The sequence below is a fragment of the Psychromonas antarctica genome (assembly GCF_022267535.1).
Lineage (GTDB): Bacteria > Pseudomonadota > Gammaproteobacteria > Enterobacterales > Psychromonadaceae > Psychromonas > Psychromonas antarctica.
Map to the genome: position 1 here is coordinate 1 of NZ_JAHNZV010000071.1, position 15290 is coordinate 15290.

General features: G+C 39.7%; 17 protein-coding genes. 3 read left to right on the top strand and 14 right to left on the bottom strand.

Annotated features, from left to right (window positions below):
- Positions 1-183 precede the first annotated feature (183 nt).
- Both glgC and KSO91_RS12585 read left to right on the top strand, forming a co-directional pair.
- Positions 184-1401, top strand: a complete 1218-nt coding sequence (gene glgC / locus KSO91_RS12580; RefSeq protein ID WP_238743347.1) for a glucose-1-phosphate adenylyltransferase — start codon at positions 184-186, stop codon at positions 1399-1401.
- A gap of 177 nt (positions 1402-1578) precedes the next feature.
- Positions 1579-1947 (top strand): VanZ family protein, encoded by a 369-nt coding sequence (locus tag KSO91_RS12585; RefSeq protein ID WP_238743348.1) that lies wholly within the window; start codon positions 1579-1581, stop codon positions 1945-1947.
- 133 nt (positions 1948-2080) lie between these two features.
- On the opposite strand, the gene KSO91_RS12590 is transcribed toward KSO91_RS12585, so the two are convergent.
- The 14 genes from KSO91_RS12590 to KSO91_RS12655 form a co-directional block, all read right to left on the bottom strand.
- Positions 2081-2530: a GNAT family N-acetyltransferase gene (locus KSO91_RS12590; RefSeq protein WP_238743349.1), complete on the bottom strand. Its 450-nt coding sequence runs from the start codon at positions 2528-2530 to the stop codon at positions 2081-2083.
- A 224-nt stretch (positions 2531-2754) separates the two neighbouring features.
- Positions 2755-4239, bottom strand: a complete 1485-nt coding sequence (locus tag KSO91_RS12595; RefSeq protein ID WP_238743350.1) for a SagB/ThcOx family dehydrogenase — start codon at positions 4237-4239, stop codon at positions 2755-2757.
- 179 nt (positions 4240-4418) lie between these two features.
- Positions 4419-4961 carry a DUF3833 domain-containing protein gene (locus tag KSO91_RS12600; RefSeq protein WP_238743351.1) on the bottom strand — a complete coding sequence of 181 codons (543 nt, stop codon included), beginning with the start codon at positions 4959-4961 and terminating at the stop codon, positions 4419-4421.
- Positions 4962-5000: 39 nt separating this feature from the next.
- Positions 5001-5558, bottom strand: coding sequence for a chalcone isomerase family protein (locus KSO91_RS12605; RefSeq protein WP_238743352.1), 558 nt, complete (start codon positions 5556-5558; stop codon positions 5001-5003).
- Positions 5512-6081, bottom strand: coding sequence for a DUF2878 domain-containing protein (locus KSO91_RS12610; RefSeq protein WP_238743353.1), 570 nt, complete (start codon positions 6079-6081; stop codon positions 5512-5514). The genes KSO91_RS12605 and KSO91_RS12610 overlap by 47 nt, the downstream gene beginning before the upstream one ends.
- Positions 6074-7318: an SAM-dependent methyltransferase gene (locus KSO91_RS12615; protein ID WP_238743354.1), complete on the bottom strand. Its 1245-nt coding sequence runs from the start codon at positions 7316-7318 to the stop codon at positions 6074-6076. Before KSO91_RS12615 ends, KSO91_RS12610 begins: the two co-directional genes overlap by 8 nt.
- A gap of 11 nt (positions 7319-7329) precedes the next feature.
- A complete protein-coding gene (locus KSO91_RS12620; protein ID WP_238743355.1) occupies positions 7330-8106 on the bottom strand; it encodes a DUF1365 domain-containing protein in 777 nt (258 codons plus the stop codon).
- The gene (locus KSO91_RS12625; RefSeq protein ID WP_238743356.1) at positions 8103-9392 is read right to left on the bottom strand and encodes an NAD(P)/FAD-dependent oxidoreductase; all 1290 of its coding nucleotides are present in this window, start codon (positions 9390-9392) and stop codon (positions 8103-8105) included. The genes KSO91_RS12620 and KSO91_RS12625 overlap by 4 nt, the downstream gene beginning before the upstream one ends.
- Positions 9389-10138: an SDR family NAD(P)-dependent oxidoreductase gene (locus KSO91_RS12630; protein WP_238743357.1), complete on the bottom strand. Its 750-nt coding sequence runs from the start codon at positions 10136-10138 to the stop codon at positions 9389-9391. Before KSO91_RS12630 ends, KSO91_RS12625 begins: the two co-directional genes overlap by 4 nt.
- Entirely contained in the window at positions 10135-10563 is a 429-nt protein-coding gene (locus KSO91_RS12635) for a nuclear transport factor 2 family protein (protein ID WP_238743358.1), read from the bottom strand. Before KSO91_RS12635 ends, KSO91_RS12630 begins: the two co-directional genes overlap by 4 nt.
- Positions 10564-11940: a deoxyribodipyrimidine photo-lyase gene (gene phrB, locus KSO91_RS12640; protein WP_238743359.1), complete on the bottom strand. Its 1377-nt coding sequence runs from the start codon at positions 11938-11940 to the stop codon at positions 10564-10566.
- A 30-nt stretch (positions 11941-11970) separates the two neighbouring features.
- On the bottom strand, positions 11971-12930 hold the full coding sequence (locus tag KSO91_RS12645; protein ID WP_238743360.1) for a YbgA family protein: 960 nt from the start codon (positions 12928-12930) through the stop codon (positions 11971-11973).
- 34 nt (positions 12931-12964) lie between these two features.
- Positions 12965-13615 carry a ChrR family anti-sigma-E factor gene (locus KSO91_RS12650; protein ID WP_238743361.1) on the bottom strand — a complete coding sequence of 217 codons (651 nt, stop codon included), beginning with the start codon at positions 13613-13615 and terminating at the stop codon, positions 12965-12967.
- Entirely contained in the window at positions 13612-14226 is a 615-nt protein-coding gene (locus KSO91_RS12655) for a sigma-70 family RNA polymerase sigma factor (protein ID WP_238743362.1), read from the bottom strand. The genes KSO91_RS12650 and KSO91_RS12655 overlap by 4 nt, the downstream gene beginning before the upstream one ends.
- A 386-nt stretch (positions 14227-14612) precedes the next feature.
- Between KSO91_RS12655 and KSO91_RS12660 the strand changes: the two genes are divergently transcribed.
- Positions 14613-15137: a lipocalin family protein gene (locus tag KSO91_RS12660; protein ID WP_238743363.1), complete on the top strand. Its 525-nt coding sequence runs from the start codon at positions 14613-14615 to the stop codon at positions 15135-15137.
- The last annotated feature ends 153 nt before the right edge of the window (positions 15138-15290 follow it).

Below are 15290 nucleotides of genomic sequence, written 5' to 3' on the forward strand. Positions count from 1 at the left end.
GCTCAAATGCAGTAATAACGCTACTAAGTTGCTCTGGATTTGACATAATTAAGTCCTGATGGATGAGTTACCCGTATTAAATCAGAACAAAAAATGGAAGTTGAGCTACGCTGCCGTAAGCTCACGCTACTTTACATATGCACCCGAAAATACTTTAATACATAGAATCAAGGGAGAATAAAAATGCAAGAGACATTGACGTTGGTACTCGCGGGAGGGATGGGCTCACGCCTATCCCCTCTGACCGATAATAGAGCAAAACCGGCAGTTCCTTTTGGTGGTAAATATCGAATTATTGACTTCACCTTAACCAATTGTCTGCACTCCGGTCTAAGGCGAATTCTTGTACTCACTCAATACAAGTCTCACTCATTGCAAAAACATCTACGTGATGGATGGTCAATCTTTAACCCAGAGTTAGGTGAATACATCACCGTTGTTCCGCCACAAATGCGTAATGGTGAAAAATGGTATAGCGGCACAGCAGACGCCATTTATCAAAACTTATGGCTATTATCACGCAGCGAAGCAAAATATGTTGTTGTGCTCTCTGGTGACCATATCTATCGCATGGATTATGCCCCTATGTTGCAATACCATAAGGAAAATGATGCTGACTTAACCGTTGCTTGTATGGAAGTCCCCGTTGAAGAAGCGACTTCTTTTGGTGTGATGGCTGTAGATGAGCACAATAAAATCATCGAATTTGAAGAAAAACCAACGGAACCAGCCGCGCTACCTTACGATTCGAAAAAGAGCCTCGCTTCAATGGGAATCTATATTTTCACAACAGATGCATTAATAGATGCATTAGAAAAAGATGCCCAAGATCCAACTTCCAGCAATGATTTTGGCAAAGATATCATTCCTAAGCTGATTGATAAAAAGAAAGTATACTCACACAAATTTGGTGAGAGTTCAGGCCGCGTCAGTAAAGATGCTTACTGGCGGGATGTGGGTACAATCGACTCTTTATATCAAGCGAATATGAATCTTTTAGAGCCAGTACCTCCTATCGACTTATATCAGAAGAACTGGGCGATCAGAACCTACGAGCCACAACTTCCGCCGGCAAGAACCACTTCTTCGGCAACAGGTAATGAAGGCGTTTTTATAAATTCACTTATTTCTAGTGGCGTTATCATATCTGGTGGTACAGTACGAAACTCGGTGATCTCATCAAATGTCAGAGTCAACGATGGCGCTACGGTTACTGGCAGCATACTCTTCGATTCCGTTGAGGTAGGCGAAAACTGCCAACTGAAGAACTGTATTATCGACAAGCATGTTAAGATTCCTTCGGGAACAAAAATTGGTATTGATGCAGTTGAAGATAGCAAACACTTCAAAATATCAGAAAGTGGGATTGTTGTTGTTCCAGAATCATACAAGTTCAAGTAATAATTGATTTGCCTATAATAAAGAAACATTATCAATGGGAGATTTTTAGTTGAAAATAAGTGATATATTGATAACGTTATAGGAACAGTAACTAACTGATGACAGAAATTTTTGTAATTATTCCATTAATTAAATAATCTATTTAGACATACCATAAAATTTTAACGGAAAGATTATATGACGACTTTATTAACAAAGGTCTGCAATTATTGGCTTGCCTGTAGCATTTTCGCTCTAGTAGTAATTGCTCTGCTTTCGCTCAATCCTATGAGTCATTTGCCTGCGGTACCAGGCGGGGATAAATCCCATCACATTATCGCCTATGCTCTGTTAATGTTTCCGGCTGCATTGCATAAGCCCAAATATTGGTTATTAATTGGTTTCTTGTTTCTCTGTTTTAGCGGTGCCATAGAATTGCTGCAGCCTTTTGTTTCTCGGACTGCTGATTGGCTTGATATGTCTGCAAATTTGGCGGGTATGGTGCTCGGAATTTTATTAGCGCAATTAATAAGTTGGAGATTTATCCGCTCCCCAAATCAAGATTGATGTTGATTGGGAATGCACCCAACTCTATAAATTTTAGCGCTATCTTCTTTAGCATTTTATTTTGTCTTTAGGCTTTTATGTGCTTTATTAAAATTCAAAATAGAGACCGTTTCCTCTTGATGGCTACTTACGCTCATTTCATTAACAACATATCTAGGTGTGCGATACCGTCTTCCATATAATCATTTGAGACCCTTTCAAAACCAAAGCTCTGATAAAAATCGATCAAATAGCACTGTGCGCCAATTTTAATGTCTTGCGCTGGCCATAACTGCTGACATTGTTGTAAGACGGTTGTTAATAGCGCTTTACCACAGCCGTTTTGTCGGCTTTTTTTAGCTGTAACTATACGCCCAATACTGACTTGTTGGTAGGAAATGCCGGGTGGCAATAAGCGTGCGTATGCGACAAGGTTATTTTGCTGGTAACCGAGTAAATGTCGAACGCCAGAGGCGTGGTCTTTATCATCTAATTCCGGATAAAGGCAGTTTTGCTCTACCATAAAGACATCTATACGTAGTTTTATTAATTCGTAAAGTTGCTTGCTTGAAAGCTCTGAAAAGGATAAACATAACCAGTACATGGATTAATCTCAGTAGTAATAATCAATAGGCAAACTCTACTATAAATTTAGCCAAAGGGGATATTTTAAATAAAATTAAAAGTTAACGCTGTGCCCCAGCATCAGTAAAACTAATGGATCGTGTATAGCCTTGTTAAAATAGTATCCTTAATTTATTGATTCAAGAATTATTGAACGCTTGTCGGCCTGGCAGTTTATATTTTAATAGTGCGTTTATCTGTTCGCTATTGTTGTAAATAAAAATAAGCAGGTTTTGTTTGTAAGCGTTTATCCTCTATCGGGTAACCCACGGTAAAATGATACAAATCTTGCCATTTATCATTAGTCAAACCCAGCAATTGGTGCATTTGATCATCAAAAAAACAACCAATCCCTGTACCACGCAGCCCCCTTTCTTCAGCCTGTAAATAGAGCACTTGCCCAATCAAACCGGTTTCCCAATATAACCTAGGATAATTACTCGGATCGGCCGTTAGCAGATCTGCAAATTGCGCTAGCATGGCCAGTGAATATGCACTGTCACTAGCGATATTTTGATTACAACTAATCGTTTCTGAGGTTGCTCGGAAATCACCTTTTTTTAAGCAGTATAAAGGCTCTTTATCTTGCACTTGCAACCATTCAAAGTCACTGTGCATTTGTTTTTTTAAGTCTTTTAAATGGCTCGGCTGACGTAACCAAAAATACAATCCCGATGCTAACCCCTTTACAGCGTGTACAAAAATAACGAGGTGTACATGAGTTGGATGACAGAAAAGGGAAAAAGGACTGCTATTGCTCGGCAACGTTTGCTGTAGAGTTTGTAAGAAGCCATTAAAATCGCATTGACTTAAGCGACGGTCAAAGCTTTGTGCACTCCGTCGTTGGCGAATAATTTTTTCGCTACTGAAGGCATTAGAAAATACTAGTTGCGCTGCTTGTTTATTATTCTCGGCAGCGCGATGTTTAACGCTTTGAGCTTGACTTGCTTGCCAAACCTGATTGATAATTGGCCAATCTTGATATTCACTACTGAGTTGATTAGGTTGATATGGACTTTTCAGCAGAGGTAACTGATTAAGCCATTGAATCACTTGCTCAGCTTGAATATCTATAGTACTTACCCAACATATACAATCGACGTACTCAGTTTCACCTGCTAATTGTTTTAAATCCAAGAGCTTTCCAAGCTGCTCTGGGACAACCTCATCTAATAACTGTATTTTCCATCCATTTAGGTTACAAGCGAAGGCTAGTGCGGCTAAAGCATGGCCTAAATCATGCTGGCAATAGCGGAACGCTCGCTCTCCATATTTCCAACTCTCACGCCAAGCAATACTGGTTAATATTAGAGCGAAACCTGATGAGTTATTAAACCATTTGAGGTGCTCAGAGGGAAACGCTGCGCGCTTTTCTAAACTATGAATATACGGGTTGTAATGCGCACCACAGGCGCTTTGTTGATCTAATTCAGGGAGTAATAAATAACACTCCGTGGGGTGTAAATTACCGCTAGAAGGATTAATGCGTAATGCCCACTCTGAGTCACCGTATTGCTTCCACGCAGATAGACCTAAACTCAGCTCTAACATGGCAGCGATAGCGTTGAGATTAATATCATCAGGTTGCTTATCTACCTCAAGCCGCTTATTACCCTGCATAAATGGCAATTTAATTTTTTCTGCACCATCATACAAACGATAAGGCAAAGGCTGGTTGCCCCAGTCCATATACCCCAAAGAGCGAGCATAATGATTGCCATGATGCTTGGTTTTCTGGTGATATGCTTTAATAATTTGTAGATTATTGATTCTTTCCTCCCAATCATTATTGTTATGTTGCCCATCACTATACTCATGGTGTTAACTTAAACGAAGTAAAGACCGATCTATCACACACTCTTTATTGTCTATATTTTTCGTATCGACAGAATCACCTCGCCCACTTTAAAACCCCACTTTTTAATCACACTACGATTAATCACATTCTCTTCATCGATACGATATAACCAATCATCAAATACCACGCGGTAAATATTCTCATCGACCTGAAGGTCCATTTCGTAATCCCAATGCAGTGCCATGCCGTTACTTTCACCTCGCGCAGTACCCATTATATCGCCAGCGCGACCACTGTAAGTCGCATCGCCATTTTTGCTAATAATCCAAGTTCGTTGTGTTTGTTCTCCATCATCAAAGACAAACCACTCTTCCAATGTCAACTCATCTTCCGCAAGGCTACCAAGCATTTTCACACTGAATCGTCTGGTCACCAAACCACTGCGATCAATGACCACTCCTTTTGCTTCTAATTCACCATTGAAGAAACTCAATACATCAAAATCAGGGGAGGTCTGGCTATAGTCACTTATGTTTGGGCTACTGCAGGCGCTGACAAGGTATAGGGTAAACAATAATAATAATGGTTTAATCGTTTTTGTTAAGTATTTCATTTTGCGATCCTATAATAATTTCACAAGGCGAAGCTGATTTTACAAGCCCAATAATTCGCGGCGTAATTGAGGTTGGGAGGTTTTTTCCGATAACCAAATAGCTAAAAATGCATCTGAAAAATCTTCGTTATCAATCCCACCTAATAGATTTTGATTATGATAGAAATAACCATTTTTATTCTCGTTCACATAAAAAGTTAAACTATCGCCACTTTTTATATCCGGCCAAACCTGTTCTAGGCGCAGCAACCATTGTCTCACTTTACTAGCTTCAAAATCTTGTAGTAGCCATTGATCTTTAGTTGCCTTGATCAATCGTTGTTTGCTAATGTTTTTTAGGTAAGTGATGGTCAAAACTTGCGGGTACATATTTGCTTGATAAGACCCACTGTCTGTAAATAATGATGCATCATAAATGTCTAAAAGAAACCAAGACATAGTACCTTGTCCCACTTTTTGCAGTTTATTAGGCAATGTTGCATTGCTTGATAAACTAAACAGTAAAGCGAAAACTAAAATTGTAATTTGTAGGGTTTTGATGGTCGTTATTTTAGTAAGAGTTCTCTCTGTCGGATAAGCTCTGAGTTTTACTCTCATGATATCTACCTCGTATTGTACGTGCTATAAATACATATACGGGTAAGGCCAAAGACCAGATCACTACTAATGAGATAATAGTAAGAGGAATACCCGCAGGGTAGTCAACAGCACCCAATTTATGAGCAGCAAAGTAACTTAAACTGCCAAAAGCCCCACCTAAAATAGCTTGTATAAAAAGCGGGCATCGTACCAACCATCCCATACTGTAATGGAAGGTTAATGCAAAATTAGCCCACAACAGAAGTAGCCACAGTGGTAGGAGATTACCCTCTTTATAAACAAACAGTCCCGCATAAGCAGCCATCAAGTCAACTAGCGAACCGATAACGGTAATAACAATCAGAGTCATCCAATCACGCTGCCGTTGCTGAGCCACTAGAAAATGCATAACCAATATAGCAATCAGTATCAACAGTCCTTGTTGCTGTAATTTGACCGCAACCAGCCAAGCAGATTGGAAGCTTATAAAATTAAACAACAAAAAAATACGCGGACTGATGTTGACCAGAGGGTTAGTCATTTCTGTAACCTGGCTTAGCTGCAATAAGGTGAACGGTACTGATGGTGCGTTCTAAAAAAGCACCTTCGCAGTAACATAAATAGAACTGCCATAAACGGATGAAATCATCACCATACCCCATCTTTTTAATATCACTCAGCTGTGTATCGAAACGTTCAAACCAGTGCTTTAACGTTTTTGCGTAGTCTTGGCCAATATCATGCAATCCGGTGATCACCATATCGGTTTTGTTGGTGACATTATCGGCCATGATATTGATAGAGGGTAAACAGCCACCGGGGAAGATATAACGTTGGATAAAATCAACACCCTTACGATATTGATGATAACGCTGGTCTGAAATAGTGATCGCTTGAATAAGCATTTTCCCCTCAGGCTTAAGGTGCTTATTACAGGTTTCAAAAAAACTTCCTAGGTACTCATGCCCTACCGCTTCAATCATCTCAATTGAGACTAATTTGTCGTATTGCCCTTCAAGCTCACGGTAATCTTTGCTTAACAAAGTGATTTTATCGTTTAAGCCCAACGCGTCTACACGTGCTTTTGCATAAGCAAATTGTGCATCTGAAATCGTCGTGGTGGTTACATACACGCCATAATGTTGTGCCGCATAAATGGCTAAAGCGCCCCACCCAGAGCCGATTTCTAATAGTGTTTCTCCGGGTTTAAGCTCTAAACGCTCACAGATAGTTTTTAATTTATGCAACTGTGCTTCATCTAACGTCGCATCTTGATGTGGGTAAATGGCACTGGAGTACATCATCTCCTTGTCTAAAAAAGTTTTGTACATGTCGTTGCCCAAATCATAGTGCGCAAGAATGTTCTTCTTTGAACCCTCTTTAGTGTTTTTACGTGCTTTATGGTATATCCATTTAGGTAAAGACAATGCTTTAGTAAAAGACTTTTCTAAACCATCAAGAACGCCCTGTTCACGTCCTAGCACTTGAATCACTTTGGTTAAGTCCGGACTTGTCCACCAGCCATCGATATAGGATTCACCCGCTGCAATCGAGCCACCTAATAAAATACGCTTGTATGTTTTAGGGTTTGTAATATGTACAACCGCTTTTAGCGGCGCACTATTTTCTCCAAGCGAAATAGTTTCTTCCAAATCGACTATAGTTAGTTGGCTCTGCTTAAGATGACTGAGTAATTTAATAAGGATTTTCTTGGCTGTTTTATCAAACAGGTTAACACTCTGTGATGCCTCTACAACTTGCACATTATCTAGTGACATGTTATTCCCTTTTATTTTTTAGCGTGTGCCACAAAGGGCACTCCTTTTATAAATAGCTTCATCGCTTGCCAGTAAATCCCCCACAACGTCTTTAATGTCATGATTGGAATGGCGGTAATACAACGTCTTAAATTTGCGTTAGTAAAGTTCATTCGTTGCATATTTAAGCTGGCGTCAAATAGCTTTTCACCTGACGTTAAATGCAAATTTTGAATGTGTAACTTCAACTGTTCAGCCGGTTTCTTTATTACCCATTGATATTGCATATTTAAGTCCATGAAAGGTGATACGTGGAAAACCTTTTCAGAGATCAGTTTTTGGGGATTATTATTTTCATCTACCTCGTTAAGCGCAATCAAATAGTAGTGGCGTTCGTTCCAAGGCGTATTACTCACTTCCGCTAACAAACAGATCAGCTGATCGTTTTTGTCAAAACAGTAATATAGATTAATGGGACTAAAGTAGAGGCCAAAACAACGTAATTGGCCAATAAAAACAACTCTATCGGGTTCCTCTTTAGCGCCTAAGCTTTGTATTTTTTGCCAAACATCTTGTTTGCATAGTTGTGATTGGTGATCAAGGTAGTCAGTGCATTTGAGGCTCAATGGTGCAAATTTATTGCTTTTAAACCAAGGACCTAACTGAGTAAGCTCTGCCAATTCATCTAAATCAATCGCCACTAAAAACATCGCATATTTAAAACTGTGCTGCTTAGGACTAAAACGACGATGCGCAACCCAACCTTTATAAATACCTGATTTTAAGCTACTAACGTCTAATGCTCTCATAATGTTATCCCAAACCGTTTACACACATCTAGGGCACTCACCACGCCATCTTCATGAAAGCCGTTATACCAATAAGCGCCTGCAAAATGGGTGTGATTGTGACCACAAATATGAGTCCGCTTTTGCTGCGAGTCTAAACTGCGCGCATTAAATATAGGGTGATCATAATGATAAACCGCTAATATTTTTTGTGGATCAATTAATGCAGTTTGATTTAACGTGATGCAGAACGTCGGAGCAGAATCAGGTAGGCGTTGCAATATATTCATGTTGTAGGTAAGCGCAGCAGGTCGAAAATTATCACTGTTTAAATGATAGTTCCAAGCTGCCCATGCCCCTTTTTTACTAGGCAGTAAGCTTTGATCATGATGCATCACCACTTCATTTTGTTGATATTTAAGCCCCCCTAAGACACTTTTTTCCTGTTCTGTTATATCAACTAACATCTCCTGCGCTTGGTCGCTGTGGCAGGCTAAAACAACCTCATCAAAGCGTTGCCATTGTCCATTATTAACTTGCAGTTCAATCCCCTCTGGTAGACGTTTAACAGCAGTAACAGAGGAATTTAAATGAATTTTATTACTGAAACTGCTAACTAAGGGGGTAATATACTGTTTTGAACCACCGGGGATAACGTACCATTGTGGGCGATTAAAAATACTTAGCAAACCATGATTATAAAAGAAACGAATGAAAAAATATAAAGGAAAAGCTTTCATCTCAATCAGGCTAGCCGACCAAATAGCAGCCCCCATAGGTAAAATATAATGAGCAGCAAAATACTCACTAAATTTATGTTGTTTTAAAAAATCCCCCAAGTTTTCGTTGCCTGCAACTTGTTTGGCTGCCCACAACTTTTTGCATAGCTTATTAAAACGTAAAATTTCTTTAATTAGATTTAAAAATTTGATATTGAATATGTTTGAGCGCTGTGCAAACAGGCCGTTCAAACCACTGCCGCTGTATTCAAGGCCACTATCTTGATTACTCACGCTAAAGCTCATTTCTGTCGGCAATCGGTCAACACCAATTTGCGCCAGCAACTTTTCAAAGTTAGGGTAAGTGCGATCATTAAAAACAATAAAACCAGTGTCGATTTGCCACATTTGATCGGCAAATTTAACTTCCTTGGTGGCCGTATGCCCGCCGATATAATCTCCGCTCTCGAACACGCTGATATCATGTTCTTTATTGAGTAGATAAGCACAGGTTAATCCTGATATACCACTCCCAACAATGGCGATTTTCTTCTTATTATTAAGATTAATATTACTGAGTTGTGTCATTTTTGTAATGTCCTCACACTAAACCAACGCCATAAGCTATCAGGTAAAAAGGCAATGAATTTTAATATCAGAGTAAATTTCTTCGGGAAATGGATATCGAATTGTCGTTTACTCAACCCCTTTACAATATAGGTAGCAGCCTGCTCACTGGAAAGAAGCATGGGCATATTAAAATCATTTTTATCAGTCAGTGGGGTTTTCACAAACCCAGGCCTAATTAGACTCACTCCGACATCTGATTTTTTCAGGTCGATAGCTAAACTACTGGCTAGATAAGCAATGCCCGCTTTACTTGCACCGTAGGCCTGCGCACGAGAAAAAGGCAAAAAGCTTGCACTCGAACCCACTAACGCGAGTTGACCACCGGCCGCTATTTTTGGTAATAAGGCTTGTAGGCAGTAGCCAATGGAAATTAAGTTTGTATTAATCACCCTAGCGAACAGCTGCCCATCAAATTGCTTGGCATCATCAATGTATTCACAGCTACCTGCATTTAAAATAACTAAATCTAACGCAGGAACTGAGTCAAAAGAGAGCGCCACTTGTTGTGCGTCGTTTAAGTCTAATTGTAAGGTGCAAATGTTGTCGTTGCTGGCTAATGACGCTAATTTTTCAGGGTTTCGGCCGCAAGCAATAACTTTCCAACCAAGGGCAATATATTGCGTACACAAGGCTTCACCTATCCCAGAGGTTGCCCCCGTTAGCAGCAACGTTTTTTGTTGCTGTTGAAGATCAGAAATAATCATGCTTTCACCTTACTTTTAATCCCTTTAATAACCCTGCCGATAACAGGGAGGTGTTCATAGAGCATTTGCCCCATATCAACATAGTCACGATGAAAATCTATTTTATCGGAAAATTTAACAAAGGAGCATCCATCAACGCTGATCATTTTCCCTGAATTTATTTTATGATGAGCATACTCCATACGCCAGATGAGACATGCTTGGCCATTTTGCTCAACCATATTATCAATGATAAAACGACAATATTTCATATTCTCATAGAGATGTTCAAAGTATGCAGTAAGTGCATCAATACCCTGTATTTTTTCAACTGCATCAACAAACTCCACATGCTGACTGTAAACTGCTTTAAGTTGATGCAGGTTATCGCGGCTTAAGCTTTGGTAAATGCGACAAAAGTTTGCTAATACTGGTGAATTCATCATTCATCCCCTTTTAAGTACTGAAAATACATCTAACGCGGTTAATCGCGCTAATTTATGTTCAACAACAGGGTTTACTGGAAAGTGAATCTGTTTATCGCTTAAATGTGCTAACGCTTGGTTATATATACTGATGAACTGACCATTTGGATCAAATTTTTGGCTCTGAATGATGGGGTTAAATATTCTAAAATAGGGCTGAGCATCGCAACCCGTGCTAGCAGCCCACTGCCACCCGCCATTATTTGAAGCGAGATCGCCATCGATCAGGTGTTGTTTAAAAAAGGTTTCCCCCCAACGCCAATCAATTAACAAATGTTTCGTTAAAAAACTCGCACAGACCATGCGCAAGCGATTATGCATCCAACCAGTTTGCAATAGTTGCTGCATCGCAGCATCCACTAACGGATAACCTGTTTTACCCTCACACCAAGCGTTAAATAATTTAGGGTTATTTTGCCACGCGATGTGGTTACCCAGTTGATTATAATTACTGCCTTTTCCTAAATGTGGATTAAGCACCATGATGTGACGGTAAAACTCACGCCAGACAAGCTCATTAACCCAAGTAGAAGGTCCATTTTTTGCATTTTCTAATGCATCAGGGTAACGATGCAACAAAGCATCTAAGCATTGCTTTGAAGTGATTAAACCTAACGCTAAATAGGGAGATAACATAGACGTTGCAGGCTTGGCGGGAAAATCTCTGTGTATATGATAAGACTCAACGTGCAGATCTAAAAATTCAACTAAATGGGCCTGTGCAGCCTTTTCTGAAGCCACCCACGCACTGCTGTCTTTTTTTAGCAAATTGATTGTGATCTTAGCGACAGTTATTCTTTTTTGCTGCACGGTCGGTTGTATGTCAGGTTTGCAATAGGGTGTTAAATTAACGCCTTGAACTTGCCTCAACCAGTTAATTTTAAAAGGAGTAAACACCTTAAACATCGTGCCTTGCTGGGTTAAAACTTGGCCAGGATTAAGAATGCAATCTGCTTGAAAAAGTTTGAAATCGATACCCAGCGACTGCACTTTTTGCTGCACTCTAATATCACGGTTTATCTCATCGACTTCCACTTCACTGTTTGCTAATACGCTAGAAGCGTTCAGCGTTTTACATAAAATAGCCAACGCTTTTGGCACATCAGCAAAAAGATCAACCGTTTGCACAACCAGTTCAATCCCGAGAGAGGACAACGAATGTGCTAATTGATTAAGGCTTTTTTCAATAAAGTCTATTTGGATAGGGGCAACATCATGTTGTTGCCATTGCGCGGGGGTAACAAAATAAACCGCTGTCACGGGGCCTTTTTGGCAGGCTTGGGTTAGAGCGGGATTATCATGGATGCGTAAATCTTTACGAAACCAAACTATTTGCATGTTTATTCCTGTTAGCCACTAACATTATGCCTAGTGACTATAACGTAATTTCAATTCATCTGGGTGCGGGTGAAGGTACACTTGCTGCACCAAATAAGGGTCTGGATACAAAGCTAAATAGTGGTTAATCAAGGTTAATGGTGCCATTAAGGGCAATAAACCTTGTCTATATTTATCAATGTTATGCGCTAAATCAACACGTTGTTCACTGTTCAAATGACTCTTAAAGTACCCTTGTAAGTGCGACATGGTATTACTGTGGCTCTTACGCGTAGGTAATGTTGACAATACCTGCATAAATAAAGCGACATATTCATCGGCAACCTGTTCGATTTGGTGACCACTATTTCCACTTAGCATCGGCCCCAGTTTGTAATATAAAGCGGGGTTGTGCGCCATCAATAAATACTTATGCTGGGCATGAAAACTAATCATCTTCGCCAAGTTTAAGCCATCTTCTACTAAGCATTTCCACTGGTGGTAAGCAAAAACGCGAGTGATAAAGTTATCACGTAGTAAGGTATCGTTTAATCGCCCCTCTTCTTCGATCGGTAATAACGGATGATCTTTCATTAGCTGTGCGGCAAAAACACCAACACCATCTCGCTGACCATTGTTGGTACCCGCTTTATAAAGAGTAACGCGTTCCATGCCACAACTGGGTGATTTAGCACACAAAATATAACCACTTAAGTGGTGTAAAGTTGCACTGGTCTCACGCGAGTACTTATTCATATCATCGGTAACATCAAAGCTACCATCGCTGGCGACAACACGAATCACATCGTCATCTTTTACAAGACGTATTGTTTTTCGTGGTGTCCCTAAACCTATCGCCATTTCTGGACATAAAGGCTGAAAATCAAAATACTTAACGAGCACGTTCTGACAATATCGACTTTGTTTATGTCCGCCGTCGTAGCGAACTTTTGCGCCCAATAAACAACTACTGATACCTACTTTAATACCGTTATGTGGTGCTTTCTGCATATAGTTTACCTTTTTGATATCAACGTATTACACGTTAATAAATTAAATTTCCTAAAGGATTTAACACCTTGCTCATGCCACGTACAAAATGCAACGGCGCATCCTGTACGGCATAACACAAACATCCCTCTTCAGTATAGGGGCTATGGCTTTTATCGCCATCTATCCAGATAAAATCACCTTTATGATAAGTACCTGTTTCATCACTAAAACAACCTGATAATAACAATGTCAGCTCATAACCTTTGTGATGATGCTCAGGAATTCGCCCATTTTTGCCAATATGCAATAAGCTAGCGCGTACATTCTGTTCATCACTAATCACTCGAGCTCTGCTGATTGCGCCAAATCCGGACCATTTTAACTCTTTAAACTGCCTAAAGGCTGTTGGTAGCAGGTAATCTTTGCCCGCAATGTGAGTCATTACTTTGGCGGGGACTGTTGGCTTTATTTGTGTTTCAAGTGGCTTGGCCATAATCGCCTGTAACATATCACCAAAATCTGCATTTTCTACATCGTGTTCTTGCCAAATATCTTCCGATAGCAACGCTTCAAAGCGCTCGGCTTGAGCAGCACAATCTGGACATAACTCAATATGCGCACTCATCGCCAGTGATAACGAAAGTGGTAAGTCACCAGCGCTAAAAACCTTTAACATGTGTTGGCTCGGATGAAATTTAATCATGATTTTTCCTCCATCATCTGTCGCAATTTGGCCATCGCTAGTCTTAACCGAGACTTTATAGTACCCAATGGAACAGATAATTGGTCGGCTAACTCTTGCTGCGTTTTGTCATTGATATAAATTTCTTGAACGACTTCTTTTTGTAAAGCGGGCAACTCATCAATGAAGGACAAAATATTTCTGGACTGCAGATGATCTTGATCATCACCTTCCTCTTCAACATCAATTGTTGTCCATAAGTCTTCACTCATTAAATCTTCTTTATTACTTTGTATTTTACGCAGCATATCAAAGCTGTAATTACGCATTATGGTATAAATCCAAGTACTTGCCTTGCCTTTGCTAGCATCAAACTGCACAGCTTTTCGCCACACTAACATCATGGTTTCTTGCACCAATTCCATTGCCATCACTTCCTGTCTGAACTTATTCAGACCATGACTACGTATTTTGGGTGCGAAGAATTTAAATAGTTCTGAAAATGCAACCCTATCCTGTGACTTTGCGACTCTATCTAAGCGATCATTTATTGCTTGCTGTTCTTCATCTAACAACTTTATGCTATGGCTATTCAATACGTTACCCATCGATTTAGGGATCAATTTAATCATTATGCATTCCTTGTACCTGATGAACTACGTATATTCAATACATACGCCACAAATTGACCCTTGGATCACCATTAATAATAAATAATGAGTTAAAATTTCAAAAAAGGTTGAAAATAAAGACGAATAAATCGGCATTGATAATGAGGCTAAATGAGTAGGATATAAGAGCGATAAATAAGTTAATGTTTTTTGACTAAGATGCTTTGGGTGAAGTATAACCAAGCGCACTCAGTAAGCCCTAAACCATCATTTTTTTTGGGGGGGGTGAGTAAGTTCAACTCTCATACTATATCGCCCGGTAACAAAATGTGTCACAAATGTGGTACTGGCATGGTGATTTTAAAAAGACAGCTAACATATTCATAATAAGAGAGTAAAAATTCATGATGAAATTAATCTTATCACTATGCACGTCAATAATATTAACTGGCTGTGTCGGCATGCCAGAAAAAGTAACCCCCGTGCAACAATTTGATGTCCATAAATATTTAGGGAAATGGTACGAAGTTGCACGTTTAGACCACTCATTTGAAAGAGGTTTAACAAACGTCAGTGCCGAATACTCAATGCGAGAAGATGGCGGAGTGAGGGTAATTAATAGCGGTTACTCGAGCGAAAAAAATGCATGGAAAGAAGCTGAAGGTAAAGCCTATTTTGTTGAAAAAACAGATCAAGGATACCTGAAAGTCTCCTTCTTTGGTCCTTTTTATGGCGCCTACGTTATTTTTGAGTTAGACCATGAAGGGTATCAATACGCGTTTGTTTCGGGGCCAGATTTATCCTACTTATGGCTACTCTCTCGTACCCCAACCGTTGCTCAGAAAGTTATCGACAAATTTATAACACAATCTAAGGCCATTGGTTTTAATACCGATGAATTGATTTTTGTCTCTCACCAAGAAAAACGCTAACAGGCAAAAATTGCGCCAGGGAGAAAGACCCTGTAAATAATTCTGTGTAATTACCATTTTTACAGATGCTTTTTCAAGCGGTCTTCAAATTCTATTATAAACCGATTCATCGCAGCTCTCCAACTGTGGATCGGTTTTGACCATTTTTTCGAT

Bases quoted from the DNA above. Each gene is read 5' to 3' on its own strand.
- glgC (WP_238743347.1), top strand. From the start codon at position 184: ATGCAAGAGACATTGACGTTGGTACTCGCGGGAGGGATGGGCTCACGC.
- KSO91_RS12585 (WP_238743348.1), top strand. From the start codon at position 1,579: ATGACGACTTTATTAACAAAGGTCTGCAATTATTGGCTTGCCTGTAGC.
- KSO91_RS12590 (WP_238743349.1), bottom strand. From the start codon at position 2,530: ATGTACTGGTTATGTTTATCCTTTTCAGAGCTTTCAAGCAAGCAACTT.
- KSO91_RS12595 (WP_238743350.1), bottom strand. From the start codon at position 4,239: ATGGACTGGGGCAACCAGCCTTTGCCTTATCGTTTGTATGATGGTGCA.
- KSO91_RS12600 (WP_238743351.1), bottom strand. From the start codon at position 4,961: ATGAAATACTTAACAAAAACGATTAAACCATTATTATTATTGTTTACC.
- KSO91_RS12605 (WP_238743352.1), bottom strand. From the start codon at position 5,558: ATGAGAGTAAAACTCAGAGCTTATCCGACAGAGAGAACTCTTACTAAA.
- KSO91_RS12610 (WP_238743353.1), bottom strand. From the start codon at position 6,081: ATGACTAACCCTCTGGTCAACATCAGTCCGCGTATTTTTTTGTTGTTT.
- KSO91_RS12615 (WP_238743354.1), bottom strand. From the start codon at position 7,318: ATGTCACTAGATAATGTGCAAGTTGTAGAGGCATCACAGAGTGTTAAC.
- KSO91_RS12620 (WP_238743355.1), bottom strand. From the start codon at position 8,106: ATGAGAGCATTAGACGTTAGTAGCTTAAAATCAGGTATTTATAAAGGT.
- KSO91_RS12625 (WP_238743356.1), bottom strand. From the start codon at position 9,392: ATGACACAACTCAGTAATATTAATCTTAATAATAAGAAGAAAATCGCC.
- KSO91_RS12630 (WP_238743357.1), bottom strand. From the start codon at position 10,138: ATGATTATTTCTGATCTTCAACAGCAACAAAAAACGTTGCTGCTAACG.
- KSO91_RS12635 (WP_238743358.1), bottom strand. From the start codon at position 10,563: ATGATGAATTCACCAGTATTAGCAAACTTTTGTCGCATTTACCAAAGC.
- phrB (WP_238743359.1), bottom strand. From the start codon at position 11,940: ATGCAAATAGTTTGGTTTCGTAAAGATTTACGCATCCATGATAATCCC.
- KSO91_RS12645 (WP_238743360.1), bottom strand. From the start codon at position 12,930: ATGCAGAAAGCACCACATAACGGTATTAAAGTAGGTATCAGTAGTTGT.
- KSO91_RS12650 (WP_238743361.1), bottom strand. From the start codon at position 13,615: ATGATTAAATTTCATCCGAGCCAACACATGTTAAAGGTTTTTAGCGCT.
- KSO91_RS12655 (WP_238743362.1), bottom strand. From the start codon at position 14,226: ATGATTAAATTGATCCCTAAATCGATGGGTAACGTATTGAATAGCCAT.
- KSO91_RS12660 (WP_238743363.1), top strand. From the start codon at position 14,613: ATGAAATTAATCTTATCACTATGCACGTCAATAATATTAACTGGCTGT.